This window comes from Polyangium jinanense, assembly GCF_028435365.1.
This window is the reverse complement of record NZ_JAGTJJ010000066.1, coordinates 1-25241: the sequence shown is the minus strand read 5'-3', so window position 1 is coordinate 25241 and position 25241 is coordinate 1. Positions and strand designations below refer to the sequence as shown.

Annotated in this window: 17 protein-coding genes; 6 read left to right on the top strand and 11 right to left on the bottom strand. The window is 68.4% G+C overall.

The window, feature by feature from the left end; translation table 11 throughout:
• The first annotated feature begins 56 nt into the window (after positions 1-56).
• The gene (locus KEG57_RS47300) at positions 57-440 is read left to right on the top strand and encodes a nuclease A inhibitor family protein (RefSeq protein WP_272427640.1); all 384 of its coding nucleotides are present in this window, start codon (positions 57-59) and stop codon (positions 438-440) included.
• On the opposite strand, the gene KEG57_RS47295 is transcribed toward KEG57_RS47300, so the two are convergent.
• On the bottom strand, positions 437-1363 hold the full coding sequence (locus tag KEG57_RS47295; RefSeq protein WP_272459741.1) for a DNA/RNA non-specific endonuclease: 927 nt from the start codon (positions 1361-1363) through the stop codon (positions 437-439). The two genes, KEG57_RS47300 and KEG57_RS47295, sit on opposite strands and share 4 nt — an antisense overlap.
• Before the next feature lie 212 nt (positions 1364-1575).
• Here KEG57_RS47295 and KEG57_RS47290 point away from each other — a divergent pair, with 212 nt between their 5' ends.
• A complete protein-coding gene (locus tag KEG57_RS47290) occupies positions 1576-2274 on the top strand; it encodes a hypothetical protein (protein WP_272427642.1) in 699 nt (232 codons plus the stop codon).
• Positions 2275-2426: 152 nt separating this feature from the next.
• On the opposite strand, the gene KEG57_RS47285 is transcribed toward KEG57_RS47290, so the two are convergent.
• The 5 genes from KEG57_RS47285 to KEG57_RS47265 form a co-directional block, all read right to left on the bottom strand.
• Positions 2427-3665 carry a hypothetical protein gene (locus tag KEG57_RS47285; protein ID WP_272427643.1) on the bottom strand — a complete coding sequence of 413 codons (1239 nt, stop codon included), beginning with the start codon at positions 3663-3665 and terminating at the stop codon, positions 2427-2429.
• Positions 3666-3784: 119 nt separating this feature from the next.
• Complete coding sequence (locus tag KEG57_RS47280; RefSeq protein ID WP_272459740.1) at positions 3785-6742, bottom strand: DUF2169 family type VI secretion system accessory protein; 2958 nt, start codon at positions 6740-6742, stop codon at positions 3785-3787.
• Positions 6743-6818: 76 nt separating this feature from the next.
• On the bottom strand, positions 6819-7214 hold the full coding sequence (locus tag KEG57_RS47275; protein WP_272427645.1) for a YkgJ family cysteine cluster protein: 396 nt from the start codon (positions 7212-7214) through the stop codon (positions 6819-6821).
• Positions 7211-8740 (bottom strand): DUF1552 domain-containing protein, encoded by a 1530-nt coding sequence (locus KEG57_RS47270; protein ID WP_272427646.1) that lies wholly within the window; start codon positions 8738-8740, stop codon positions 7211-7213. Before KEG57_RS47270 ends, KEG57_RS47275 begins: the two co-directional genes overlap by 4 nt.
• Positions 8741-8776: 36 nt before the next feature.
• Positions 8777-10525 (bottom strand): DUF1588 domain-containing protein, encoded by a 1749-nt coding sequence (locus tag KEG57_RS47265; protein ID WP_272427647.1) that lies wholly within the window; start codon positions 10523-10525, stop codon positions 8777-8779.
• A gap of 238 nt (positions 10526-10763) precedes the next feature.
• Here KEG57_RS47265 and KEG57_RS47260 point away from each other — a divergent pair, with 238 nt between their 5' ends.
• Positions 10764-12029, top strand: coding sequence for a beta propeller repeat protein (locus tag KEG57_RS47260; RefSeq protein ID WP_272427648.1), 1266 nt, complete (start codon positions 10764-10766; stop codon positions 12027-12029).
• Between the two features lie 180 nt (positions 12030-12209).
• Entirely contained in the window at positions 12210-13097 is an 888-nt protein-coding gene (locus KEG57_RS47255; protein ID WP_272427649.1) for a hypothetical protein, read from the top strand.
• Positions 13098-13166: 69 nt separating this feature from the next.
• On the opposite strand, the gene KEG57_RS47250 is transcribed toward KEG57_RS47255, so the two are convergent.
• From KEG57_RS47250 to glgX, 5 genes are all read right to left on the bottom strand, one after another.
• Positions 13167-13577, bottom strand: a complete 411-nt coding sequence (locus KEG57_RS47250) for a hypothetical protein (RefSeq protein WP_272427650.1) — start codon at positions 13575-13577, stop codon at positions 13167-13169.
• Positions 13578-13686: 109 nt separating this feature from the next.
• On the bottom strand, positions 13687-14154 hold the full coding sequence (locus tag KEG57_RS47245) for a type II toxin-antitoxin system VapC family toxin (protein WP_272427651.1): 468 nt from the start codon (positions 14152-14154) through the stop codon (positions 13687-13689).
• Positions 14151-16010, bottom strand: a complete 1860-nt coding sequence (gene treZ / locus KEG57_RS47240) for a malto-oligosyltrehalose trehalohydrolase (RefSeq protein ID WP_272427652.1) — start codon at positions 16008-16010, stop codon at positions 14151-14153. Before treZ ends, KEG57_RS47245 begins: the two co-directional genes overlap by 4 nt.
• On the bottom strand, positions 16007-19117 hold the full coding sequence (treY, locus tag KEG57_RS47235; protein WP_272427653.1) for a malto-oligosyltrehalose synthase: 3111 nt from the start codon (positions 19115-19117) through the stop codon (positions 16007-16009). Before treY ends, treZ begins: the two co-directional genes overlap by 4 nt.
• A 9-nt stretch (positions 19118-19126) precedes the next feature.
• Complete coding sequence (gene glgX / locus KEG57_RS47230) at positions 19127-21289, bottom strand: glycogen debranching protein GlgX (protein WP_272427654.1); 2163 nt, start codon at positions 21287-21289, stop codon at positions 19127-19129.
• 301 nt (positions 21290-21590) lie between these two features.
• On the opposite strand from glgX, the gene KEG57_RS47225 reads away from it, so the two are divergent.
• Positions 21591-24065 carry an ATP-binding protein gene (locus KEG57_RS47225; RefSeq protein ID WP_272427655.1) on the top strand — a complete coding sequence of 825 codons (2475 nt, stop codon included), beginning with the start codon at positions 21591-21593 and terminating at the stop codon, positions 24063-24065.
• A 69-nt stretch (positions 24066-24134) separates the two neighbouring features.
• The gene (locus tag KEG57_RS47220) at positions 24135-24965 is read left to right on the top strand and encodes a S1C family serine protease (RefSeq protein ID WP_272427656.1); all 831 of its coding nucleotides are present in this window, start codon (positions 24135-24137) and stop codon (positions 24963-24965) included.
• Positions 24966-25241: the final 276 nt, after the last annotated feature.

Here is a 25241-nt window from a genome sequence, read left to right as displayed (position 1 = left end):
CCTTGACACGTCCAGGATGCGCGCCTCGAATGCGCCGCACACGGAGGAGCCGAGGGATGCTGGGCCAGAACGTCGAACCGCTGATGCAGGCTATCGGGGAGGCCGCGGCCGGCCTCCTGTTCCCGAGCGAGTCGGACTTCCCGATCGAGGCCTACCGCTTCGGCGAGGCGGAGCCCGCACCAGCGGCGGTGCTGCGGGCGCGGGGCCTCCCCCCCGACACACCGGTCGAGGAGGTGTCCGTGGCCTCGTTCTTCGAGGGTCTCGTCGAGGGCGACGACGACGGGGCGGCCCGCTTCCGGGCCCTCGTCGACCTGCTCCAGCGCGAGCTCTCCGACCTGCGCGTCTACCGCGTGGGAAAGGTCGACATCGACGCCTTCGTCCTCGGCCGGCACCCGTCGGGTGTGTGGCTCGGCATCACAACCAAGCTCGTCGAGACCTAGTCCCCCCGCTTCGCCTCGATCTCCGCCTGGACGTCCTCGTCCACGGCCGTGAGGAAGTCGTACCCCGTCCGCTGCTCGATCTCGTCCACGGTCGTCCGGTACTTCTCCCAGCCCTCGTCCTGGATGCCCTCCTTGTTCGGCATCAGGACCGCGATCACCGGCGTCGACTCCGTCACGTCCGCCGGCCCCTCGCGCGGATCGAGCACCACGACAATCTTGAAGAACGTGTCGGGCACCGCGACGCCCTTCCCGATCGTCTTCGTGGCCTTCTTGCCCCGCTTGAGCACGCCGCCCGCCATCACGAAGAGCTGCTTGCCCTGCTTCCTGCCGAGGGCCTCGCAGTGCTCCTCGAGCCGCAGCCACGGCCCCGCGTTGAGGTCGTGGTACTGCGGCAGGATGTTCGTCATCAGGAAGGTGATCTTGTTGTCCTCGGGCGACCGCGTCCGCTCCTCCGAGCGCACCATGTGCCCCCGGTCGTAGCCCGACCCCGTGTAGTCATCGTGCGTGACCCGGTAGAAGCCCGACGGCAGCTCCGGATCCGTCATGAACTTCCCCTTGTGCCGCGGCGCATCGCCAAACCAGCTCGCGTCAATCTGCCAACTCACCCAGTTCGCGACATTCTGGTCGGCGTTGTACGACAGCGCGTACTGAGCCTTGCGCATCAGGTGATCGTCCGAGGGAGCGTCATCCGTCGGCACCCCAAGCGCGAGGTGGACACTCGCGTCCGCAGGCTTACCGCCGCCCCGCGCCGGGCTCCCCTTCGGGCCAGGCGCAGAAGGCGCGCCCGGCACCGTGGCCGTAGGACGCGGGCGGCTCTTGCCCTCGTCCGTCCCCGGGGTGAGGTCATCGAGCCATCGGTCAGCCCTGCACGCATGCAAGAGCGCCCCAGCCCCACCGACGAGCGCCACGACGAACAAGCCCAACGCCCCACCCGCCTTGCGTCGCTTTCTGGATGCAGTCCGGCTCACGTGATCGCGCCTCGTTTCGTTAAGAACGCTATATCATGCTCCCAGGGAGCGTCCCGGCCGTCGAGAGAGGAGCCCCACGCACAGCCCCCCAAGAGCGCCATGGGGGTAGCAGAGGTGCGACGGAGCGCGCTAAGGTCGCGCTTGGGTATGAAGCGAGGGACTGCGTCTTGAGACGGATCCCCGGGTATGCCGTCGGCTCGTACTACAAGCTGGGATCTCCCCTGGCCGGGCTGAACGCGAACCCGATGCGCGGGCTCGTCTACCTCGTGACGAACCAGCGCAAAGAGCCCATCCCAAGCTCCATCCAGCACCCACTGCACCCAGGCCGGCACATGATGCGCCTGGAGACGCCGAGCGCCGCCTACGCCTACGTGGCCGACATCATGGCCGTGCACGAGCGCGATGTGCGCTCCGCCCTCAGCATCACGAAGCCAAACATCGCCCTCGTGCCGGTCCCCGCCGCCAACGTGGTGCGCGGCAACCGCACGACAGACCGATGGCCAAGCCGCGACCTCGCCCTCGAGCTCGAGCGTCTCGGCTTCGGCAAGGTGCGCCCCTGCGTGGTGCACAAGGACGCGATGCGCCCGCGCTTCAGCTACGAGGAGGACCCCGCCCACGAGCTCGCGGCAAACCTCATCACCATCGGCAAGCCGATGCCAAACGAAGCCGTGGTGTACGTGGACGACATCGTGACCTCCGGCGACCGCGTAGCCGCAATCGATCAAGCCCTCGGCCAGCCCCCCGCCGCAGGCATCGTGACGACCGCCGTCTCCGAGGAGAAGTCACGCTACGACGCCTACAAGCTGCGCACGTTCGCACTCGCGTACGACCCGGCGACGTCGCCGTGGAAGCTCGCGATCCTCTAGGGGAGTGACGTAGCGCCGGGGTTTCACCCCGGACCCGACGAGGGGTTGTCCACCCCTCGACCCGGACCAGGGCAAGCCCTGGACCGCTGGTGCATCGACCGCGATGCGGTCGATGCAACGGAGCATCGGTGTGCGCTCAGGGCAGCGCCCTCTCAGGGCAGGAACATGCGCAGAATTTTGCAGAGTCCCGGGTCGAACGTGCCGCGAGCGAGGACGCTCTCCAAGGATTCCGCGTTCGCGAGCTCCTCAGCGTACTGACCGAGCAGCGGAAACCCCTGCGCGGCGAGCGGCGCGAGGATCTCCTTCTGGGCGAGCACGCGCTCCATGAGCTCAATCTTGCTGCGCAAGACGTCGCCCCAGAGGTCACGCGCGCGCGGCACCACGCCAAGGCGGCTCGACTCGATGAACAAGAAGAAGCCCCGCTCGCTGCGGAACCACTCCTCGACATGCTTGACGATGCGCGAGTCCTCGAGCAGCAGCGCCTCACGCTCGGCAAGGATCGTCTGCCGCGTCGGATCGTCGTCCGGGAGGACCGCAAGCCGCGCCTCGATCGCCCCAAGCTCGCCCGGAATCTGCACGAGCCGCCGCCGCCAGATCGGAAGCTTCTCGACGAGCACAGGCGCACCCACGTGCGTGAGCCAGAGGTCCGGCGGCAGCACGCACCCCATCACGTCGGCAAGCGTCAGCCTCCGCTCGAACTCGGTCATCGCCTGAATGCGCGGACGACCCGGACGCACAAAAAACGTCGTCGCGCGAATGCCCGCCATGCTCTCCAGCACGAGCGCCGTCGGCATGCCGAACTCGAGCCCGATCGGCGCAACATGCTTCTCCGCCGTATCCTCGTGCGTGAGCAGCGCAGGCGCGCCGTCCGGGCGCATGCGATCCGTGCCGCCCGAGTGGCCGTAGTCGTGCCCGAGGGCCGCGAGGAGATCCCGCGCGAGCACCGACGCAGGCGTGCCGGCCTCGAGCATGCGGCCGAGCGCGTCGCGCAGCACCGCCGCGACAGCGTCGATGTTCGGATAGACGCGCATCGGCGCCTCCTTCACATCGTCGGGCAGCGGCGTTTCCTCGGGCCACTCGAGCAGGAGGAGGCGCAGGAGCACCTCGTCGTTGTGCAGCGTCCGGTGGAAGGCGTTGTTGATCCCGAGCAGGCGCTCGACGCGGCAGGAGCGGGCCTCGAACACGCGGATCAGGCGCTCCATGGTGTCGAGGTCCATGGTGAAGCGCCGGGCGGCTTCGAGGTCGATGCCCTCTTCGAGGATGCGGCGGCGGAGCGCGGGCGAGTAGATGGGCCACGCGTTCGGACTGATCCGCGTCTCGATGAAGGAGCGGAGCGTGGCCTCGTCGCGGCACGCGCTCGCGCTCAGGGCTTCACCACGGCCTCCGCTCATGGCCGAGCACTGTACCTGGATTTGCGCTCCGTGGGCGAATCCTCGGCAACGGGGCTCTGGGCGAAGGGCGCCGAAGGCGGTCCGAAGCCCCAAGCGGCGCGGCATTTGGGGCGAAGCGGTCAGTCGTCGACGGCGTCGCGGATGTTGGCCCCCATCAGCTTCGTGCCGCTCCGCGAGGCGCCACTCAAGGTGCAACGTCGGAGGTCCGCATCACGCAGGTCGGCGCCGTCGAGCTTGGCCTTCGCGAGGCTCGACCCGGAAAGCAGCGCCGCGCGAAAATTCGCGTTCGTAAGATCGGCGGAGACGAGGTGCGAGCGCGAGAGGTCGGCGCGGCCCGCGATCACGTTCTGCAGGTTCGCCCCCTCGAAGCGCGCCTCGTGCATGCGGGCCTGGCGCAGGTCGGCGCCGTCGAGGTTCGCGCCGTCGAGGTTCGCGCGGTCGGCCTGGACGCGGCCAAGGTTCGCGCCCTTGAGGTTCGCCCGCAAAAACTTCGTGCCCTCGCAGGTGGCGCGCGTGAGGACCGCGCCGTCGAGGCGCGCGCCCTCGAACGACGAGCCGGCAAGCGCGGCGTTCTCCCAGGTGGAACCCTTGGCGTCGACCTCGTGGAAGTTCGTGTCGGTGAGGGCCGCGCCCTCGACGTGGGCCTGATCGAGGCGGGCGCCCTGGAAGCTCGCGCCCTTGCCGCGGGCGTCGACGAGCTTGATCTCGGGCAGGACGGCGCGTTCGAAGACGGCGGCTTCGAGCGAGGCGCCGGAGAAGTCGGCGGAGAGCGCGTCGAGGGCGCGGAAGGTCGCGCCGTCCCAGGTGCCGCGGGCGAAGACGGGCGCGCGGCCGCGGCACCCGTCGAAGGTCGCGCCGCTGCCGCGGGCGGAGGCGAAGATGGCCTGCTCGATGGAGGCGCCGTCGAGGCGGGTCTTGGCGAGGCTCGCGCGGGAGAGGTCGGCGGCCTTGAGGTCGGCGCTGCGCAGGTCGGCGCCGTCGAGGTCGGCGTCGACGAGGCGGGTGCCGGAGAGGCGAGCGCCTTCGAGGTTCGCGCCGGAGAGCTTGGCGCCGCCGAGGTCGTGGCCGGAGAGGTTCGCGCCCTTGAGGTCGAGGTTCGAGAGGTCGGCGCCGGCGACGGAGAGGCCATGGAGCGGGTTGCGCTCGCCGGCGCGGAGGCGCGCGAGCACGGTGGCGCGGATACCGGTCTCCTCGGGCGCGGGAGCAGGAGCGGCAGCGGGAGCGGCAGCGGCAGCGGATGCGGAAGCGGCAGCGGATGCGGCTTCCGGAGCGGCCGCGGGAGCGGTCCCGAGCACCTGGAGAGGGGCCGGAGGCACCTGCACCGTTGCAGGAGGCGCAGGGACGACGGGAGGCGGCGCCTGCACCGTTGCAGGAGGCGCAGGGGCGACGGGCGGCGGCGCTTGCACCATCGGCGGAGGCGCAAGGACGACGGGTGGCGGCGCCTGCACCGTTGCAGGAGGCGCAGGGACGACGGGAGGAGGCGCTTGCACCATCGGCGGAGGCGCAGGGACGACGGGAGGAGGCGCCTGCACCGTTACAGGAGGCGCAGGGACGACGGGAGGAGGCGCTTGCACCATCGCGGGAGGCGCTGGCACGACCGGCGGCGGCAGACGCGCGCTCCCCGGCGCGCGATCCCCGGCTTTTTCGAAAGGCGTCGCCGCCGCCGCCCGCTTCGCTTCGAGCTCCGCGAGGTCGATCGCGCGCGTCGCATCTTCGTCGTCATCCCGACGGACCGGCCGCGGCAGCGGCGGGGGCGGCGCCGGCGGCATGCCCAGCGCGGCGCGGGCCTGCGCGGCGGGGCCCGGCGACGCGCTCAGGAACGGCATCGCCGGGCGCGACGGCGGCTCGGCCGGATCGATCGCCTGCGTGTGCATCAGCGGATCGTCGTCCGGATCGACACGCGGCCGCGGCGGCAGCGGCGGCGAGTTCGGCGGGAGCACCGTCGGCGCGCCGGGAGGACGCGGCTGGAACGGGAGCACCGCCCTCGAGGTGGATTTCTCGTCACGGACCGGCAACGTCGTGAAGATGTCGGCCGCCGGAGCCGGCGCGGCCGCGGGCACGACCGGCCCGGGCGCCTTCGCGCGCATCACCTCGGCCGCGTCCGGCCACCGGATCGGGTTGCCCGGCAGCTCCACGTCCGCGAAGGCGCGGAGCTGCGGCACGGTCTCCAGCCGGTCGAACGCAAAGTTGCCCCGGAAGACGATCGACGCGACGAGCCGATCGGCGTCGATGACCAGGAGATCCGCGGTGAGGTCGATCACGCGCCCCTGCCCCGGCCCGCCCGGGCCGACGAGGAACGTGCACGCCTTGGCGCGGACGAGCGGCAGCCGCGACTGCACGCGCGGCAGGCTCGGGTGCATGCCGTCGAGGACGATCCACTCCTCGCCGCGGAGGAACTCGATCTGCTGGTCGGGCGGCGCGGGGTTGTACCAGCGGAAGTCGAAACCGTCGGGGATGTCGGCGACGACGCCTTCGAGCCGCTTCCGGTCGACGTTCCCGAGCAAGCGCCTTCGATGCGGCCAGTACCGCCCGTAGGGGCCGAAGCCCGCGGTGCGCGTGGGGCCCCGGGGATCGAGGAGGTTCGGCAGCGTGGGCGCGCTCGGGGACACGCCGACGGGGTTGTCGTCGGTCTGAGCGGCGCGCTCGTAGATGAGCGGCATGCGGTCGAAGGGCCGCGGCGACTGGGGCGTGTTCGCGGCGCGATCCCCGAAGACGTGGAGGGTCTTGTCGAGCAGGCCCCGCTCCCGGAAGATCGCGAGGCGCGCCGAGAGCGCGGGCACGGGCCGGCCTCCCGGGGCGTACGCGTGGCCGGAGAGGAGGACACCCGCCGAGGGCAGGTACGGCGCGGTCTCGGTGGCCTCGAGGACGCTCGAAGCCGGGCTCTTGTCACGGTTCTTCTCCTCGCGGACGAGGTCGATGGCCGTGGTCGGCCACGCCGTGCGCTCGTGCGTGAGGGAGACGGTGAGCTTGAGGAAGATCGTGGCGCGCAGGACGCCGCCGCTGCGCCAGAGCGTCGAGCCACAAGCGACGGGCTTGAGGGCAGAAACGGGGATCGGGAAAGGTGACGTGGAGGGCACTACCCGCGTTCCTGGTGAAGCGCTTTACGTTGCGCGGGAACGACGGTAGCCCTGGCCGGAGGCCCAAGGCAAGCCTTTACCGCAGCCGCCCCTTCTTCCGAGCGTCCCGGCGGAACTCGAGGCATTGCCACGATCCCGCCTGGAACTCGCGGCACGTGCTCGCGCGGCCTTCGTAAATCGAGCAGATGCTCCGGCCCTCGGGGCGCGTGAGGTAGATGCACGCGCCCTCGTGCGTCGTGGGGAACGCCATCATGCCGAAATGGCCCTCGTCCACGCGATCGGCGAGGTCCTGCCTGCCCGCCCGGCGCCAGAGGACGAGGTCGTCCTCCGTGAGGGGGATGTTCCCCGGCCCGGCCTCGCAGCAGGCTCCGCAGCGCGTGCAATCGAGCGGCTCGCCCGTCTCGGGATCGACGGGCGCCTCCCGCTCGGTGGCGAGTTCCGGATCGAGCGGGAGGTGCGTCTTTTGGTTCATGCCTTCAGGAAGGGGAGAATCTCGCTCATCACGCCGAGCTCGGCGTTCGTGTACTTATCGTACCCGCCGTACCAGCCCTCGGTCGAGAGCTGGACGAGGCCGTAGCCGCCGTACCCGTCCGTCTCGTAGTCGGAGGGCGAAAGGCCCATCGACTGTAGCACGTTCCCGAGCCACTGGTTGTAGACCAGGCCGACGTGCGAATCGACGAGGATGTTCCCGTCCGCCTTGCTCGCCGGTTTCTGCAGGTTGCGATAATCGCAATAGTTGCCCGTCGAGAAGAACCCGTCGGCGCCGCCGGCCGTGACCACGCACATCTCGATGGGATCATGCGTGACGCAGCCCGACTCCTGGGTCCATTGCACGAGGGAATGGTCGAGCACGGAGCCGCCGCTCGCGTCCTGCAAGGCGTCGAGCTTCGAGACGAGGTCGAGGTAGACGTCCTCGAAGAAGCGCCGATGCCCCTGGAAATTGAGCTCGTGCCGCTCGGCGCTCACGTTCGCCTGGTGCGCCACGTCCTGATGCCAGTCGCCGACGTAATTCGAGAAATGGTCGCCGATGTTCATCGTCACGATGCGGCAGGTGTCGCACGCGAACGCGGCCACGATGACGTCGTTCATGAGCTGCCAGAAGCGCTTCTGCGCCTCCGGGTCGACCGAAAACGACGAGCCCCACTCGTCGATCGACGAGCTCGACGGCGTCTGGATGTCGCCGCAGGACGCGCTCACGTTGAGCTTGCGATCGAGCTCGTTCACGCGGTCCATGTGATCGTCGAGCCGCTGCTTGTCCTTCGTGGAGAGGCGGCGACTGCCGTCCCGGAGGCGCTTGTAATCTTCGAGCACACGGTCGACGATCGGCGGCCGCGTCTCGCCCGGAACCTGCGGGGGCACGAAGATCTTGTTGAAGAGCGCGAGCGAGTCGTTCTCCGGGGTCAGCGTCTGAATGTCGCCCGTCTGATTGCCGGGGTTCGACCACCCGTGCGACATCCCGCCGCTGCCGATCACGATCGATCGCTCGCGGATCGAGGCGAGATCCGGATAGAACTTGCTCGACCAGGCGAGGAGCTGATCGATCGTCTGCCGCTTCTTCTCCCAGATCGCCTGACCGTCGGCGCCGTTGCCGTCATTGTCCGCGTAATTGCCGAGGTGGCCGCCGCGGTGGTGCGCCAGGTAAAACGTGACGTCGAGCCCGCGCAGGACGTTCATCTTTTGCACGAGCGTGCTCGTGAGCTTCGTGGAATCCCCCGCGAGGACCGGGGAGAGCGAGGCCACGCCATTCGCGACCTCGAGCGCGAGCGCGCCGCGCCGGACGTCGTGCCCCGCGTACGACACCGTTTGCGCGAGCGTCGCGTCGTTCGGATACATCCGCGGCTGCCAGACGCCGCCGTGTTGCGTCGCGAGCGCGACGAAACGCTTCGGTCCGCCGGCCGCGTACGCCTGGTCCTTGCCGAAGAGCGAGGGGAGGAACGGGATCGCCAGCGTGAACCCCGCCGCGCCTCGGAGCCACATGCGTCGGTTGAGCTTTTTCATGTCATTCTCCAGTTTCCGGGCCGCCATTCACGCACATCAATCCACGAACGAGCGCATGCGGAACGCCTGGCTCCGCGCGATGGATCGGAGGACGTCCGCCATGGGCTTGCCCTCGTCGAGGGCGAGCTTCACTTCTTCGAGCGCGCAGGCGTCGCGATTGAGGTCCTCCAGCCGGCCGAAGGTGAACCGGAAGTATTGCCTGGCGAAACATGCATAGGGCTTGGGGCTCGCGGCGATGAGGTTCGTGAGCTCCTGCGCGTTCTGCGCGACCGTCTCGTCGCCGCTCTCCACGCGCGGCACGACCTCCGTGTCCACGCCGGCCGTCGCGACAACCGCGCCCGTGTCGGGATCGAAGAGCGCCTGCTCGGTGCGGACGCGGCCGAGGGAATCGAAGTTTTCCGTCGCGAAGCCGAGCGGATTGATGGCGACCTTGTGGCAACCGGCGCACGCGCCTTGCCCCGTGAGCTCCTCGACGACCTCTCGCGTGGACAGGCTCTCGCTGAGCTGCGGCGGGTTCGCCGCGGCGTTCGGCGGCGGCGGTGGGATCTCGTCGCAGAGCAGCGCTTTGCGGATGAACACGCCCTTCATGATGGGTCGCGTATTCGCCGAGCCCGTGGCCAGGAAGGCCGCGCGGGTCAGGAGCCCGGCGCGCTCCGGCTCGGTGAACTCCGGCGGCTCCCCGCTCCCCGACCATACGGGCGTGTGATAGAGGCTCGCGAGGTCCTCGGTGCGGGCGAATGATTTGCGGCTCGTGAGCAAGTCGCGGAACGTGCCCGGCTCCTCGAACGTGTAATGAAGCGCCGCGTCCGTGACCTCGGCGAGCATGTGCTCGCGCAGATCGGGCCCCGGCGTATACCCCGCGGTGAATGCGTCGAAGAGCGGCGTGCCGACGCGCGCGTCGAGCTCTTCCAGCGTGGTGTTGTCGAGCCATTGCCCGAAGAGCTCGCCCATGGCCGCTTGCGTCCGCGGATCCTTGAAGATCCGCTCGACCTCGGCCTCGTAGCCGGCCTCGGTGAGCAGCGCGCCGGTCCGGGCCGCCTCGAAGAGCGGCTCGTCGGGGAGCGTCTGCCAGAAATGGTAGGAAAGGCGCGAGGCGAGCTCGTAGGCGTCGAGCGGCGCCGTGGAATCGCTGCCCTCCTGCCCGTGCTCGACGAAATACATCAGGTGCGGCGCATTCAGGAGCAACGCGACGACGTCAGCGTAATCGGCTCCGTCGAAGGGCGCTGCGCCGGCCGGGCCTCGATAAAACGCCACGTCCTCGTCCGTCACGGGCCTGCGCAGCGCGCGCTCGCCCAAGCGGCGGATCATGTCGTCGAGGCAGGCGTCATCGTTCGCCGCATCCGCGTCCGTGGCGCAGGCGCCCGCGAGCTCCGCGAGCCGCGAGGGCGACGCCGTGAGCGCCTTGCCGACCTCGCCGGCCACGCGGTACGCGCCGTCCACGTGCTGCTGCTGCAGGGCCTGATCGAGGCGCGTGAAGCCCGCGTAGTGTTTGTCCGGGCCGACGCGCTGATCGTTCGGGAGCTGCGCGAAGAGCGGCTCGGCCCCGCCGAGGATCTCCCCGGCGGCGGAGGGCACGGCGAAGCGCACCAGATCCGACACCGTATTGCGGTATTGCAGGTGGCTGAGCCGCCGCAGCGGCAGCGCTTCCGGCACCACGTCCGGATCACATACGAAGGACGTGGGCGTCGATCCGACCTCCCCGTCCAGGGGCTCCCCAATGAGCCCCGTGCAGGCGCCGGTGAGGGCGCCGAGTCCCAGAAGCCATGGCCAGCGTCTTCGCATCATCGAAAAGGACCTCCTGGCAAGAGCGTTCACGAGGCTTTTCCCCGCGCACGAGGGCACCACGGTATCCGCATCGGAAGGCGCGCGCCAGAGCGTCGAACGGCCGAAAACCGCGCCGCATCGCGCAAAAGTGGCATCGTGTTCTGCCACTGGATCGGAGGCCGCGTCACGGCGCGTCGAGAGACAGGGCCCTTGACGCGCCGCCGCCGCGCGGATGTCCTTTCGCGTGGAGGAATCTCGAATGCTCGATTCGGCGGCGTTGGTGGGCAAATACGGAAAGGCAGCGCTCGCCACGGCGGCGCTCGTGCTCGTCGCTTGTAGCGGCGATGCCGCGGGAGGCGCGGGCGGCAGCGCGGCCGAAGGCGGCGCGGGAGGTCAGGGCGGCGGCGGCGCGGGAGGTCAGGGCGGCGGCGGGCAAGGAGGACAGGGCGGCGGCGGGCAAGGAGGACAAGGCGGAGGTGTCGTCGATCCGGATCTCGTGCCCATCTTCGTCGCGCAAGGCATGGTCGGGCGGACGGTCATCTCCTGCGACGACGGAATGACCTGGGTCGGCAACCGCTCCGACGACGACACGTATCCCTGCTTCTCCAGCCCCACGTACGATTGTGATCACCACCCGGGCGCGGGCCGCGGCATCACGTACGGCAATGGCTTCTTCGTGGCGACGTTCGGCTGGGGAAAACCCGGCTCGATTCGCCGCAGCAAAAACGGCGTCGACTGGGAGAACGTGCTCGAAGGCAAGACGTTCGCGGGGATCGTTTACGGAAATGACGTCTTCCTCGCGGGCGAGCGCCCGCCGCAGGTCGCGGACACGTTCGGCGGGACGTGGACCCCGGGCGGCGACCCGACCTCGGACGTGTGGAACGTGCGCCGCACCGGCTTCGCGCCGCACGACGGCGGCCGCTTCCTGCTCGCGTTCGGCGACAACAGTGGGAACGACATCAACGTGAGCAAGGACAACGGCGCGACCTGGGCGCGCCCGACCACGCTCCCGGCCGCGTGCGCGGGCGACATTCAATGGGCCGGCGGCTTCGCGTATGGCAATGGCGTGATCGTCGTCCTCGGCGGCACCGGCGTCGCTTGTCGTTCGCTCGACGGCGGCGACACCTGGACCGAGTCGAACATCGGCGGCCAGGTCGACGCGCGTCTGCTCTGGACCGGCGACACGTTCGTCACGTGGGGCCGCGACGCGAATTACGCCTCGCAGCGGTACACGAGCCCGGACGGCGCCACGTGGACAAAGACGCCGACCGAGGTGCGCAAGAAAAACGACGACGGCACCACGCAGACGAGCCCCGGGCCCATCGTCGGCGCCGTGGCCCGCAGCGACGGCGACACCTACGTCGCCGTCAATGGCGACTGGGATCGGTGGTACGAAGAGCAGAGGTTCTTCCGCAGCACGGACGGCGTCACCTGGGACGAGCTCCCGACGAACGCGTTCACGGGCAGCCACCCGATCCAGTTCATCACCCACGGCATGGGCCTGCGCAGCGCGGTCTGTCCGTGACGCACGGCCGCCCGGTGTGAACTTCCAGGAGCGCGACATCTGCTCAATTCGAGCAACGAGCGCCCCGACGGCTCCCCTCCCCCCGGTTTTCCCGCCTGAAACACGCCTTCTGCGCGCTGGCACGCCGGTTGCCAATACGAGCTGCATTCAACCATCCCCCACCCTCGGGAGGAGAATCTCATGCGTGCTTACCCGGTCCTCGGTATCGTGTCTTCCATGGCCATCCTCTTCCTCTCGGCTTGCGGCGCCGACGAAGCACCGAACGAAACGCCCGATCCCGGGCCGTCGTGCGCGGCGATCCTCGAAACGGAGGGCACGCTGGGCGGTGCCTCGGCAGCGCAGGCCTATTGCGCGGGCGGCATGGCGCGCATGCAATCGGGCGACGGGTGGCGCATTTCGGCCGAGTACCAGGTCACGGAAGATCCCGCGGACGGCACGCTCAGCGCGCGATTCTGGGGCACGGGCGACGTGGAGGAGGACCAGCCCGTGACGCCGGTCACGGGCATCGTGGAGATAACGTCACCCGATGCGCCGAGCGACATATTGTGTGTCGGGCCAAACAGCACGGTGACACGCGGATCCACGCCGGACAAGGCGGCGTTCACGCTGCCCTCGCTCACGCGGCTCGGCGCTTGCCCCGGCGGCGAACCCACGACGGACACGGTGACGGCCTCGCTCCATGGCGACCTGACGACGGGGCTGACGACGGAGCTCGGAGGGACGCTCGGCGGCGTGGCGCTCGGCGGCGCGGACGGCCTCTCGTGCACGGGCAACGTGTGCGAGGTCGAATTCGAGGTTGCGGGGCAGCGGGGCCTGCTCGAAATGAAGCTCCACGCGCCCGTCGGGGAAGGCTCGTTCGAGACGACCATCGACGAGGCCTATCTCGTGTATCCGTTCGACCAGGCGCGCGTCGCGTTCTTCTGCGGCGGGGCGGCGTCGATCGTGAAGGGCACGATCGACGGCACGCGTATCGACATGGATTTCACGCTCGCGACCCCGTCGTCGCTCGGGAGCTGCCCGGGAGCGCCGTTCGAGGGCACGCTCTCCGCGCGTGGCGTCGCGCCCTGAAAAACCCCGTCGCAGCCAGGTTGTCCGCGGGGGCCGAGGCCTCTCTCGGCTCGGCCCCTCGCCGAGGTTTTACCCCCCGGTGCCCGTCCGCTTGACGTGGTGAATCCCGAGCAGCTTGTTCCAGAGCTCGTAATCGACTTCCTTCTTCAGCACGAACCAGTGCACGTCGTCCGCGAACATGCCGGCGCGGCCGAGGATCTCGCCGCGCTCGCGGTGCCGGATATCCATGTACGTCGCATTTTCGAGGAGCGGGGTGCCGGGCGGCAGCACGCGCAGCTCCCGCAGCTCGTCGGCGGTCAGATCGGGCAGCGCGTCGTGGGCCTCCTTGATGTCGTAAGCGCTGTGCCCCTCCTCTTTCTCCGGGTGCGGCGCGTCCTTTCCGATGTTTTGCCCGGCGAGCGCGGTCGGGTTGAGGTCGTGGAGGTATTCCTCGGGATGCTTGTCCGGCGTCGTGGCCTGGGGTGGTTTCGGCTGCTTCACGTCGTCCTCCTCCCCGCGTTCGTCTCGCGGCAATAGCGGACGTGGTGCCGTGGCCTTCCCGATACAAGCGGCGTGGCGTGGCTCGGCTCGACCGCCGCGCCCCTCACTCTCAATCCAGGCGAACATGGAACGGACGCATGACGTCGCAGACCATTCCGTGATATTTGAGCAGGCCCGCGTCGAGCGTGACCAGGGCCGCGGCGCGCTGGAACGCGACCCAGAGGTACACGAGATCCGTCGCATTCGTGAACGGCGCGCGATTCCGCATGTGACGCTCGAGGCGCTCGAAGAACGCGTCGATCTCCACGACGCTCGTGATCGGCACGAGCTCGACGTCGAGGTTCGCGAAGAGGTCGTCCATGCTCCGCCGCGAGGGCGTGACCACGAATCGCCCGAGCTTCTGGGCGGCGGCGCGCACCTCGATCCAGAGCTCCGGGGGCGCGAAGACCTCGGCCCGTCCGGACGCGTGAGCGGCGCGCAGGCGATCGAGGAAATCGACCGCGTCCTCATGGCCGGGGTCGGCTTCCTTCATCGCGGCGACGAGCACCGAGCTATCGAGGACCAGGCGGACGCTCACGCAGACGACCGCGACCCTAGCACCGCCGCGGCCGGCCCGTCGAGCCGCACCTCACCCACGGCGAGGCCTTCCCGCACCGCCTCGCCGCCCGCGCCGCCGAAGCGCGCCTCCTCCGTCGCGAGAATGAGCTGGGCGGACAACCCCTCCGGCAGCTTCTCCCGCAGCTTCCCGCGCACGTTCACCCAGACGGACACTTCCTTCCCGCCGCCCCGCCGCGTGAGCACGAGCGCGTCCTCGCCCACGGCGCGGGCCTCGAATGTGCCCCTCTCCCGCGCGCGCAGGGCCGGGTGCTCGGCACGCAAATGCAAGAGCTCGCGATACAGCTCGCGCACGCCGGCATGCTCGGCCGTATCGCGCTCCTCGTACGAGAGTTTTGACGCGAGGAATGTCGACTCCGCCTGCGGATCGGGGATCTCGGCGCCCTGGAACGAAGCGAACGCCGCAAACTCCTTCCGTCGCCCCTCCGTCACGAGGCGGCCGAGCTCCGCGTTGTGATCGGTGAAGTATTGGAACCGCGTCTTCGCGTTCCACTCCTGCCCCATGAAGAGCAGCGGCACGTACGGCGAGAGCAAGAGCAGCGCGCTCATGGCCCGGAACGCCGCGGGGCTCACGCTCTCGCCGAGGCGATCGCCGAACGCGCGATTGCCGATCTGATCGTGATTCTGGATGCAATGGACGAACCGCGTGGACTCGAGAGATCGCGGCGACGTCCCCCGCGGCTTGCCCGTCCGCGGCGAGGTTTGCCCGTGATAGGACCAGCCCTCGTTCAGGGTCCGTGCAATGTCCGCGGCGCTCCCCGAAAAGTCCTGAAAATAACCGTCCTTGTCTCCGGCGAATGCGCGGCGCATCTGATGGTGAAAATCGTCGGCCCAGACCGCGTCGAGCCCGAGTCCGCCCTTGTCCACGGGACGCACGAGGCGCTCGTCATTGCGCTCGTCCTCGGCGATCACCACGATTCGTTTTCCTCCGCCCGCGCGGCGGGCGCGTTCGGCGATCTCGCGCAGGATGTGAGGATCGCTGTCGTCGCGAATCTCGTGGGTCGCGTCGAGCCGGAGCCCGTCGGCGTGATAGTCACGAATCCACATCTCCGCGCTGCGCGCGACGAGCTCCCGGACGGGCCGCGCGTCCGCGCCGTCGACATTGAGCCCCTCGCCCCACGGCGTCTGGTGCCGGTCCGTGAAATAACGCCGCGTGTAGGCGCGGAGGTAATTGCCGTCGGGCCCGAGGTGGTTGTAGACGGCGTCGATGATCACGGCGAGCCCATGCGCGTGCGCCGCGTCGATGAGGCGCATGAGCCCGAGCGGGCCTCCGTAAGAGACCTGCGGCGCGTAGAAACAAACGCCGTCATAACCCCAGTTCCAGCGCCCGGGAAAACTCGCGAGTGGCATCAACTCGATCGCCGTGATGCCAAGTGAGCGAAGCTCGGAGAGGCGCGGGATCAGCGCCTCGAACGTGCCCTCGGCCGTCGCCGTGCCCACGTGGATCTCCTGAAGGACGAGATCTTCGGGGCTCACCCCGCCAAACGCCTGGTCGGTCCACGCAAAGGAGAATCGCCTGGCCTCCGACGGTCCGTGCACGCCAAACGGCTGCGAGCGTGAATACGGGTCGGGAAATGGACCCGTCCCCCCCACGCCGAACTTGTAGAGCACGGAGGCCTCGGGCCCGGAGGCGCCCACGCGCGCCCGGAAAAACCCGCCCGGCTCGGCCTGCATCGGGAGACGTACCCGCTCGGTCACGGCGTCCGCGTCGTACAGGACGACCTCGGCGCGATCATGATCCGGGGCCCAGATGCGGAAAACGACGTCGTTTTCCTCGAACAGGGCGCCGAGCGGGGCGACGTTCGCGAGATTCTTCATGACAATCCCTCGCTTCCGCCCGCCTTTCGAGAAAGCAGCGCCACGGGGAAGGCGCCGAGCACGCGCGAGAGAGGCAGTACGAGCCCAGCGTCCGCGGGCGCCCCTTCGATCGTCTCGCCGGTGAAAAGGTTTTCGTAGACGGATTGCGTGGACCCGCCGGTGGGTGAATCGATCTGGAGCGTGGTTTCACCCCAGATGGCGCCGATCGGCGGCTCGCTGCGCCCGTTCGAGAGCCGCGCGGTGAGCCGCGGGGTCACGACGAGGATCTCCTGGTCCTTGCATCGCCGCGCGAAAGCCACCACGTGGTCCTTCCCGGGCCCCGAGGCCCCGAGCGGCACGTACGCGCCCTCCGGGCCAAAAAGCGCCGGCCATTGCCGCCTCGCTTCGAGGGCGACGCGCGTGACGTAGAGTTTGATGCGGCCGTCGCTCGCACTCTCCACGAGTGCGCGCGAGAGCTCCGCCCGGGATTCGGGCGCGCGCCGTCGTTCCTCGATCTCCGCGAGGATTTGCTTTCGGATCCCGAAATCGACGGGCCGGCGGTTGTCCGGGTCGACCAGGCTGAAATCCCAGAGCTCGTTGCCCTGATAAATGTCCGGCACGCCGGGCGAGGTGAGCTTCAAAAGGACCTGCGCGATCGAGCCCCACATGCCGTGGTAGGCCACGGTGCGCGCGAGCGGGAGCAGCGCCTCGCGAAACGCGCGCGTCTCCGGTCCGTCGGCCAGCGTCTTGCGGACGAAATGCTCGACGGCCGCGTCGTACGTGGGATCCGCGTTGGTCCACGAGGTATTGACCTTCGCCTCCTTCGTGGCCTTGCGCATGTAGTCGACAAGCCGCTCGACGTACGCGGGCGAAGCCGATTCGGCACCGAACGGCCAGGTCCCGAGCAAGGTCTGATAATAAAGGTACTCCTCGTTGCGATCCGGCGCCGAGATCCCTTCGAGCTCCTCGCGGAACAGCGCGGTCGCCTCGGCGAGGCGATACAAGGTGCCCGCCCAATCCGAGGGCAGCTCCGAGAGCACGTTGATGCGGGCGCGGACGTCCTCGCTCCGCTTCGTGTCGTGCGTGCTGGTGGTGAGCATCGACGAGGGCCAGAGCCTCTGGCGGGCCTCATTGCCCCGGTGGAGCTCGTCCACGGTGATGCCGAACCGCTCCGGCTCGCCGCCGACCTCGTTGAGCGAGACCAGGCGGTTGTACACGTAAAACGCCGTGTCCTCCAGCCCCTTCGCGGTCACGGGCCCCGTGAGCTGCTGGAACCGCATCACGAAATCGCGGCGGCTCGGGAGCTCCTGCTCCGAGAGGTGCGGTGGGCGTTCGAGGAGGAGAATGCCGCCGAGGAACGAGTACACCGAGGCGTCCATCGTGGGATTGCGCCGCCGCGCCGCCCGCAGCGCCGCGCGAATGGCCGCGGCATCGCGCGGCGCCACGCTCGTCGTACCTTCGTGGAGGTACGTCCGGTACACCGGGAAACACGCGATGACCTCGCGCAGCGCGTCCGTGAGCGTGCCGAGCGTGAAATCGCGGGTGTGCCGATCCCGCTCGGAGATACGATTCAGAGCGCTCGCGAGGACGTTGAGCTCGCTCGCGAGCGAGCTCTCCAGGATGACCTTCTTCTTCTGGTAGGCGAGTGTCCCGAAATCGAGGTGCAGCCCCGTAAAACCCTCGTAGATGGACGTGATCGTCCGCTCGGCGCTCCGATCCACGAAAAGCGCCGAGGCGAGCGCGGCGAAATCATAGCCGCTCGTCCCCTGGACGGCCCAGTCGCGCGGGAGCTCCTCGCTGCGCGAGAGGATCTTCTCCACGGCGATGTACAGAGGCCGCGGCGGATCTTCCGGACGCCTCTCCGCGTCGCGATCGAAGCGGCTCAGCAGGAGCGATTGCAACGCTGACGCCGCGCCCTTGCCGTCCTCGGTCCCCTCGAGCTCGCGGCGCACGCGGTGAAGGAAAAACGTGCGCTGCAGCCGGCAGAAATACGTGGAAGGCGCCCAGAGGCCGTCCGGGTGATCGATCCGGAGCCCCGTGACCTTTCCCTCGTCCATGAGCTGGAACAAAAGCCGGTGCGCCTCCTCGAAGACCACGGGGTTTTCCATGCGGATCGCCCCGAGATCGTTGATGTCGAAGAAACGCCGGTAATTGACCTCCTCGGCCGCCACGCGCCAGTAGCTCAATCGGTAGGCCTGGTTCTCGAGGAGCGCGTCGAGCGCGTCGAAGCTCCGCGGATCGCCCTTTTGCCCGTTCATCACGCGGATCTGCTCCTCGATGGCCCGCGCCACGGCGGGCGACTCTGCGACGAGGGCCGCGAGCCTCCGCTTGAGAATCTCCTTCTCGCGCCGGCGCTCGATGACCTTCGACCGATGCGTCTCGCCCTGCGGCGGCAGATTCCCGAGGCCCGTGAGGATGCTCATGAGCTCGAGGACCACATCGTCCTCCTCGCCGAGCGCGCGGGCGAGCGACGGCACGATCGGCTCCAAGATGAGCGGGAACGTGCGCGGGGAGAGCGGCAAGGGATTGCCATAACAACGCACGAAGAAGGCGCCGTGATCGAAGGAGAGCTCTAGATCGCCGTTCTCCAGCACCTTGCCGTAATGCTCGCCGAGCACGGGCAGGAGCACCCGACGCTCGAGCTCGCTCTTCAGCGGGTGCCAGTCGATGTCGAAGAACGGCGCGTAGAGCGAGCTCGGCCCATTTTCGAGCACGTCCATCCACCAGGCGTTCTCGGCCGTGTGCACCCCCATATGGTTCGGCACGAAATCGAGGAGCAGCCCCATCCCGCGCGCCACGAGCCGCTCGTGCAGGGCGTCGAAATCGGCGCTCGTGCCGATCTCGGGGTTCAGGCTGTTGTGATCGACGAGGTCGTAGCCGTGCATGCTGCCCGGCCGCGCCTTGAAAAAGGGCGATGCATACAGATCCGTCACCCCGAGCTTTTCGAGGTACTCCACGATGACCGCGGCGTCCTGAAACGTGAACGCGTGGTTCAACTGGACACGATAGGTCGCCCCGGGCACGCGCGCGCCCGCGAGGATCTTTTCGTAAAGCCCCTCCGCAGGGTCGGCTCCGGCCGCCTTGGGGCTTTGCGGGGACGCCTTGTCGGTCGACTCCATCTGCATCATGGTCATCCCTCAGATCGCGCTCTTCGCGCCGGGCTCTTGCTTGGGGCAGAGGCGGAGCACCGCCATCGAGCGCGACTCGAGGACGTAGGATTCGCCGGCCCCGGTCGGCAGGCCAATCTCGGGCGCCGCCGCGGTGCGGGTATCGATCACGACCTCCCAGCGCTCGCCCCACTCGATGGCCGGCAGGACGAACGGCAATGGCTCGTGGTGCGCATTGCAGAGGACGAGGAGCGTGTCCCCCACGATGGGTTCGCCGTGCGCGTCGGTCGAAGGAATGGCGTCGCCGTTGAGGAACATCTGGAGCGCCCGCCCGTGTGGATTCTGCCAGTCCTCGGCGCTCATCTCCCGGCCGTCCGGGCGGAACCAGACGATGTCCTTCATCTCGCTGCCGCGGATGTAGCCTCCCGAGAAAAACCTCTTTCGGTGGAGCACCGGCTGCTCGTGCCGGAACGCCGAGAGCCGCCGGACGAACTCCAGCATCGATCGCTGCCGCGCGTCGACCTCCCAGTCGTGCCAGGAAAGCTCGTTGTCCTGACAATACGCATTGTTGTTCCCGCGCTGGGTCCGGACAATCTCGTCGCCGCCGCAGATCATCGGCACGCCCTGCGAGATCATCAGGGTCGTGAAGAAGTTCCGCATCTGACGATCACGCAAGGCCACGACAGCCGGTTCGTCGGTCTCGCCCTCGACGCCGTGGTTCCAGCTGTCGTTGCTATCGGCGCCGTCGCGGTTCTCCTCGCCGTTCGCCTCGTTGTGCTTGTGGTTGTACGTGACGAGATCGCGGAGCGTGAACCCGTCGTGGGCCGTGACGAAATTGATGCTGGCCGTGGGCCTGCGCCCGCCCCCCTCGTAGAGATCACTCGACCCCGTGAGCCGAAACCCGAGCTCGGCGGTGACCGCGGCGTCGCCCTTCCAGTAGCGGCGCACGGCGTCGCGATAACGACCATTCCACTCGGTCCACAGAACCGGAAAATTGCCCACCTGATAACCGCCCTCGCCGACGTCCCAGGGCTCGGCGATGAGTTTCACCCGCGAGAGGATCGGGTCCTGGTGGATGATGTCGAAGAACGCGCTCAGCCGATCGACGTCGTGGAGCTCGCGGGCGAGCGTCGAGGCGAGATCGAAGCGGAACCCGTCGACGTGCATCTCCGTCACCCAGTACCGCAAGCTGTCCATGACGAGCTTGAGCGTCTGCGGGTGCCGCATGTTGAGCGAGTTCCCCGTGCCGGTATAATCCATGTAATAACGCGGATCCCCGGGGACGAGGCGATAATACGTGGGGTTGTCGATGCCCTCGTAGCAGAGCATCGGCCCGAGGTGGTTGCCCTCGGCGGTGTGGTTGTAGACGACGTCGAGGATGACCTCGATCCCGGCCGCGTGAAGCGTCTTCACCATCCGCTTGAACTCGGCGACCTGCTCGCCCCGCCGACCCATCGAGGCATACCGGCCCGCCGGCGCGAAATAGGAGAGCGTGTTGTATCCCCAGTAATTCCTGAGCCCCCGATCGACGAGCATCTTGTCGTCGACCATCTCGTGCACGGGCAAGAGCTCGACCGCGGTGACGCCGAGCTTCTTCAGGTAGGAAATCACGGACTCGGAGGCGAGCGCCGCATACGTGCCCCGGCTCCCCTCGGGGATGTCGGGGTGCCGGACGGTAAAACCTTTGACATGAAGCTCGTAGATCACCGTGTCCCGCCACGGCGTCCGCGGGTGTTTGTCGTTCTCCCAATCGAAGACGTTGTCGACGACGACGGCCTTCGGCGCGCCCCAGGCATTGTCCTCCTCGCACATTGCGAGGTCCTGATCGGGGTGGCCGAGCTTGTAGGGGAACATCGGCGCCCGCCAGTCGACCTCGTTGGCGACGGCCTGGGCATACGGATCGCAAAGCAGCTTGTGCGGATTGAACCGGAGGCCCCGCGTCGGATCATAGGGGCCATGAACGCGATACCCGTAGAGTTGCCCCGGGCGGAGCGCCGGGACGTACCCGTGGAATACGTGCGCGGTCCGCTCCGAAAGGACGAGCCTTTCCCGCTCGGACCGGTCGCCCGGGTTGTCGAACAGGCAAAGCTCGACCCGCTCTGCGTTCTCCGAGAAGACGGCGAAGTTCACGCCGAATCCGTCGTAGAAGGATCCGAGGGGGTACTCGCGACCGGGCCAGAAGCGTGCAGGCATGGAGTCCTGTCCATAGCATCCACGCTGGAATGCGGTATCCCGGGCACCCTCGGGGAAATCCCTCATCACCGTCCGGGCGAGCCCGCACGACCGATGAACGCCGAAAGGGCTCCCGCACGGCTCGCCCCACGGCTCGACGACGCACGCGGCATCGCGCATGTTTTCACCTCAAAGGGGGCGCGTGCGCCGTGGGTGGAGGCGCCGCCAGCACGCTGTGAAGGGCATATCGGGAGACCGGCCGCGCATCTCCGGATCCGCGGACGAGACGGCCCGGCGGCAATGGTTCGCCGAGAGGACGGTCGTGCGTTCGCTCGTCGTCGGGGCGCTCGTGGTCGGGCTCTTTCTTCTGGATCTCACGACTTCCCTCGGCGTCGTGATTCCCTTCGGGTACGTCGTGCCCGTCTGCATCGCCTTATGGCTCCCCCGGCGCGGCGCCGCGATCTTCGTCGTCGGGGTTTGCACCTTGCTCACGGCGCTGGGGTTCTTGGTTTCCCCGAACCCATACCACGTTCCCCCGTGGATCGACGCCATGATGCGCACCTCGACCCTGGCCGTCCTCTGGCTCTCCGTGGCATTCGGCGTGCAATGGCGGCGCGCCGCCGAGCGCATGCTCGAAGCCGCTGCGCAGAGCACGCGGGAGGTCGCCGAACGGAGGCGCGTGCAGGAGGCTCAGGAGGCCCAGAACGCGCACCTCCGCTTGCTCGCCAAGGCGGCCGGGCGCCTCGTCCTCAGCGACGAGCCCGTGGAGCTGCTCGGGCCGCTCTTCACGGAGCTCGGCGCCGAGCTCGGCGTGGAGCTTTACTTCAATTACATGACCGGTCCGGTTCCCGAGACGCTGGAGCTCGAATCGAGCGCGGGGCTCACGGAGGAGCAACGCACGCAATACCACGAGCTCAAGTTCGGCGAGTTTCTGTGCGGGACGGTGGCCGAGACGGGCAAGCCCCTCATCCTCGCCGACCTCCAGCACTCGACGTACCCCGGATCCGGGCCGCTCAAGGGGGTCGGCGTGCAGGCATACGCAGGGTTTCCCCTCGTCGCTCATGGCCGCGTGCTCGGCACACTGGCATTCGCGACGAGCCGGCGCACCCGGTACACGGACGACGAGCTCCGGCTCATGCAGACGCTCAGCGATCAAGTGGCCGCCGTGATCGATCGCGGCGAGCTCGTCCGCAAGCTCAAGGAGAGCGAGCGGGCCGCGCAGCGCCACCTTGCCGAGCTCCAGAGCGTGTACAAGACCTCCCCCGCGGGCCTTTGCGTCCTCGACACCGAATTCCGGTACGTGAACATCAACGAGACCCTGGCCCGGTACAATGGCACCTCCGTCGCCGCCCACATCGGCCGCACGATATGGGAGATGGTGCCCGGCGTGGCGGGGCCCATCGCAGCTGTGCTCCGTCACGTCTTCGAGACCGGCGAGAACTCGATGGATCACGAGTATCGGATGGAAACCGCGGGGCAGCCCGGTGTTTTGCGGGATTGGATCGCGAGCTTCGTGCCGATCAAGGACGCGTCGGGCACCGTGCAGGGCGTCAACGTGATGGTGCAGGAGGTCACCCGGCTGAAGCAGATCGAGCGCGCGCTCCGGGAGGCGGGGCTCGCGCTCCGGGAGGCCGATCGGCGGAAAGACGAATTTCTGGCCATGCTCGGGCACGAGCTCCGAAACCCCCTCGCCCCCATTCGTACGGCCGTGAAGGTCCTCGACATGCGGGCGGGCCGCTCGCCGGAGGCGCGCCAGACGCTGGCCATGATCGAGCGGCAAGTCGCGCACATGGCCCGGATGATCGACGACCTCCTCGACGTGTCGCGCATTTCCCGCGGCAAGCTGGAGCTGCGCAAAGAGCCTTGTGATGTCGCGCAGATCGTCCGCGACGTCGCCCACGATTACGCGTCCATCGTGTCGGCCAATGGCCTCACGCTCTCGGTCGCCCTGCCAGAGGAGCCCCGCTGGGTGGAGGGGGACCCCACCCGGCTCTCGCAGGTCGTCGGCAATTTGCTGCACAATGCCATCAAATTCACTGACCCGGGCGGACGGATTCACGTGCAGATGGATGATGACGCGGCGACGAACGAGGTCTCCATCATGGTCAGCGATACCGGCATCGGCATGGATGCGCCCATGCTCGGGCGGCTCTTCGAGACGTTCAGCCAGGCCGACCGCAGCCTCGATCGCTCGCGCGGCGGGCTCGGTCTCGGGCTCGCCGTGGTCAAGGGGCTCGTCGAGCTGCACGGCGGCGCCGTCGAGGCCCATAGCGCGGGGCTAGGAAAGGGCTCGACGCTCCGGGTGCGGCTCCCGCTCTCGACGGAGGCCGCGCTCGGCGCCGCAGCGCCCTCGACCCCTCTGCTCCGACAAACGGATGGACCTTTGCGTATCCTCGTCATCGAGGACAATCGCGACACCGCGGACATCCTGCGAAACCTGCTCGTGCTCCTCGGTTATCGCGCCGAGGTGGCGTACACGGGCCCCGCCGGAATCGAGGCCGCGAAACGGCTGCGTCCCGACGTGGTGCTCTGCGACCTTGGCTTGCCAGACATGGATGGATTTGCCGTGGCTCGCGCGCTGCGCGCGATGTCCGTGACGGCGAGCAGCCATCTCATCGCGCAGACCGGATATGGCGGCGCCGAGGATCGACGCCGCACCCTCGCCGCGGGATTCGATGCCCACATGACGAAGCCGATCGATCCCGCGGAGCTCGAGCGGGTTCTCTCCTCCGTGGCGGAAATGCGCCGCGAACGCCCGCGGGCCTCCCCGCGGAGGCAGGCGCGGCGTTCGGCCTGAGCGGCCGAAATGGCAAGCGGACCGCGATTCTCGCTTGACAAACGCGACCCGTTCGCTTCCCGTCGCCCCATGGTTCGTCGGTTCACGGCAGCGATGACCTTGGCCCTCTCGTTTTCGCCGGCGGTCGCCTGGGCGGCCGGTGGTGAGCTGGCCGAGCTCGCGGAGCGTACGAAGCCCTCGGTCGTGCTTCTGACGGTGGAGGACGCGACGGGCCACAAGGTCGGGACCGGGACGGGCTTTTTCGTTTCGCCAGACGGGCGAATCGTCACGAACCACCACGTCGTGGACGGCGCCGCGAAGGTCACGGCAACGCTCTCCGACGGCTCGGAGCTCGCGATTCTCGGGCGCCTCGACGACGACGAGGACCGGGACATCGCCATTCTGAAGGCGGACGGGACGGGGCTGCCGGCGCTCTCGCTCGGGGATTCGAGCGGCGTCGCGCCGGGCGACGAGGTCGTGGTCATTGGCAGCCCCCTGGGGCTCTCGGGGACGCTCACGGTGGGGATCGTCTCGGCGAAGCGGGAGCGCGGCGTGGGCAAAGAAATCGACCGCGCCTCGGAGCTCGAATCGTGGGGCCTCCAGATCACGGCCGCCATTTCGCCGGGATCGAGCGGCTCCCCCATCATGACGAGGCGCGGGGAGGTCGTCGCCGTCGCCGTGGGAACGCTCAATCGATCGCAGAGCTTGAACTTCGGCATTCCGATCGAGGAGGTGAAGGGCATGCTCGAAAAGCTCGGTCCCACGGCACCGGTCATCCCCTTCGAAAGCAATCCCGACCAGGACGTGCTCCGCAATTTGCTGATCTCGGCGGCCGTGATCGCAGGGCTCGTCGTCGTCGTTGCTATGTGGACCTTCTTGGACGCGCGCCGCTCACGTCCCAAGGTCCGCCGGGGGAACTAACGATCCCCCGGCAAAGCCGGGGGGTTTCGGAACATGAGCCCCTAAAAGGGGCTGGGTTGGATCCGGGACCGCGTGCAGCCCGAAGCGCACTCTCTGCGCCGCCAAGCTTACCGACCTGCTCTTCGTGAACAGCGACGTCTTGGCTCCTTGCAGCTTGTGCCAACCGTCAGGATCTCGGGGGTTGCGCGGCTTCGGCCAAACCGAAGCCGCGCGGAACCGACTTCCGGAAATGTCAAACTTCGGCTGCCTCCCCGGCAAAGCCGGGGGATCTCCTAA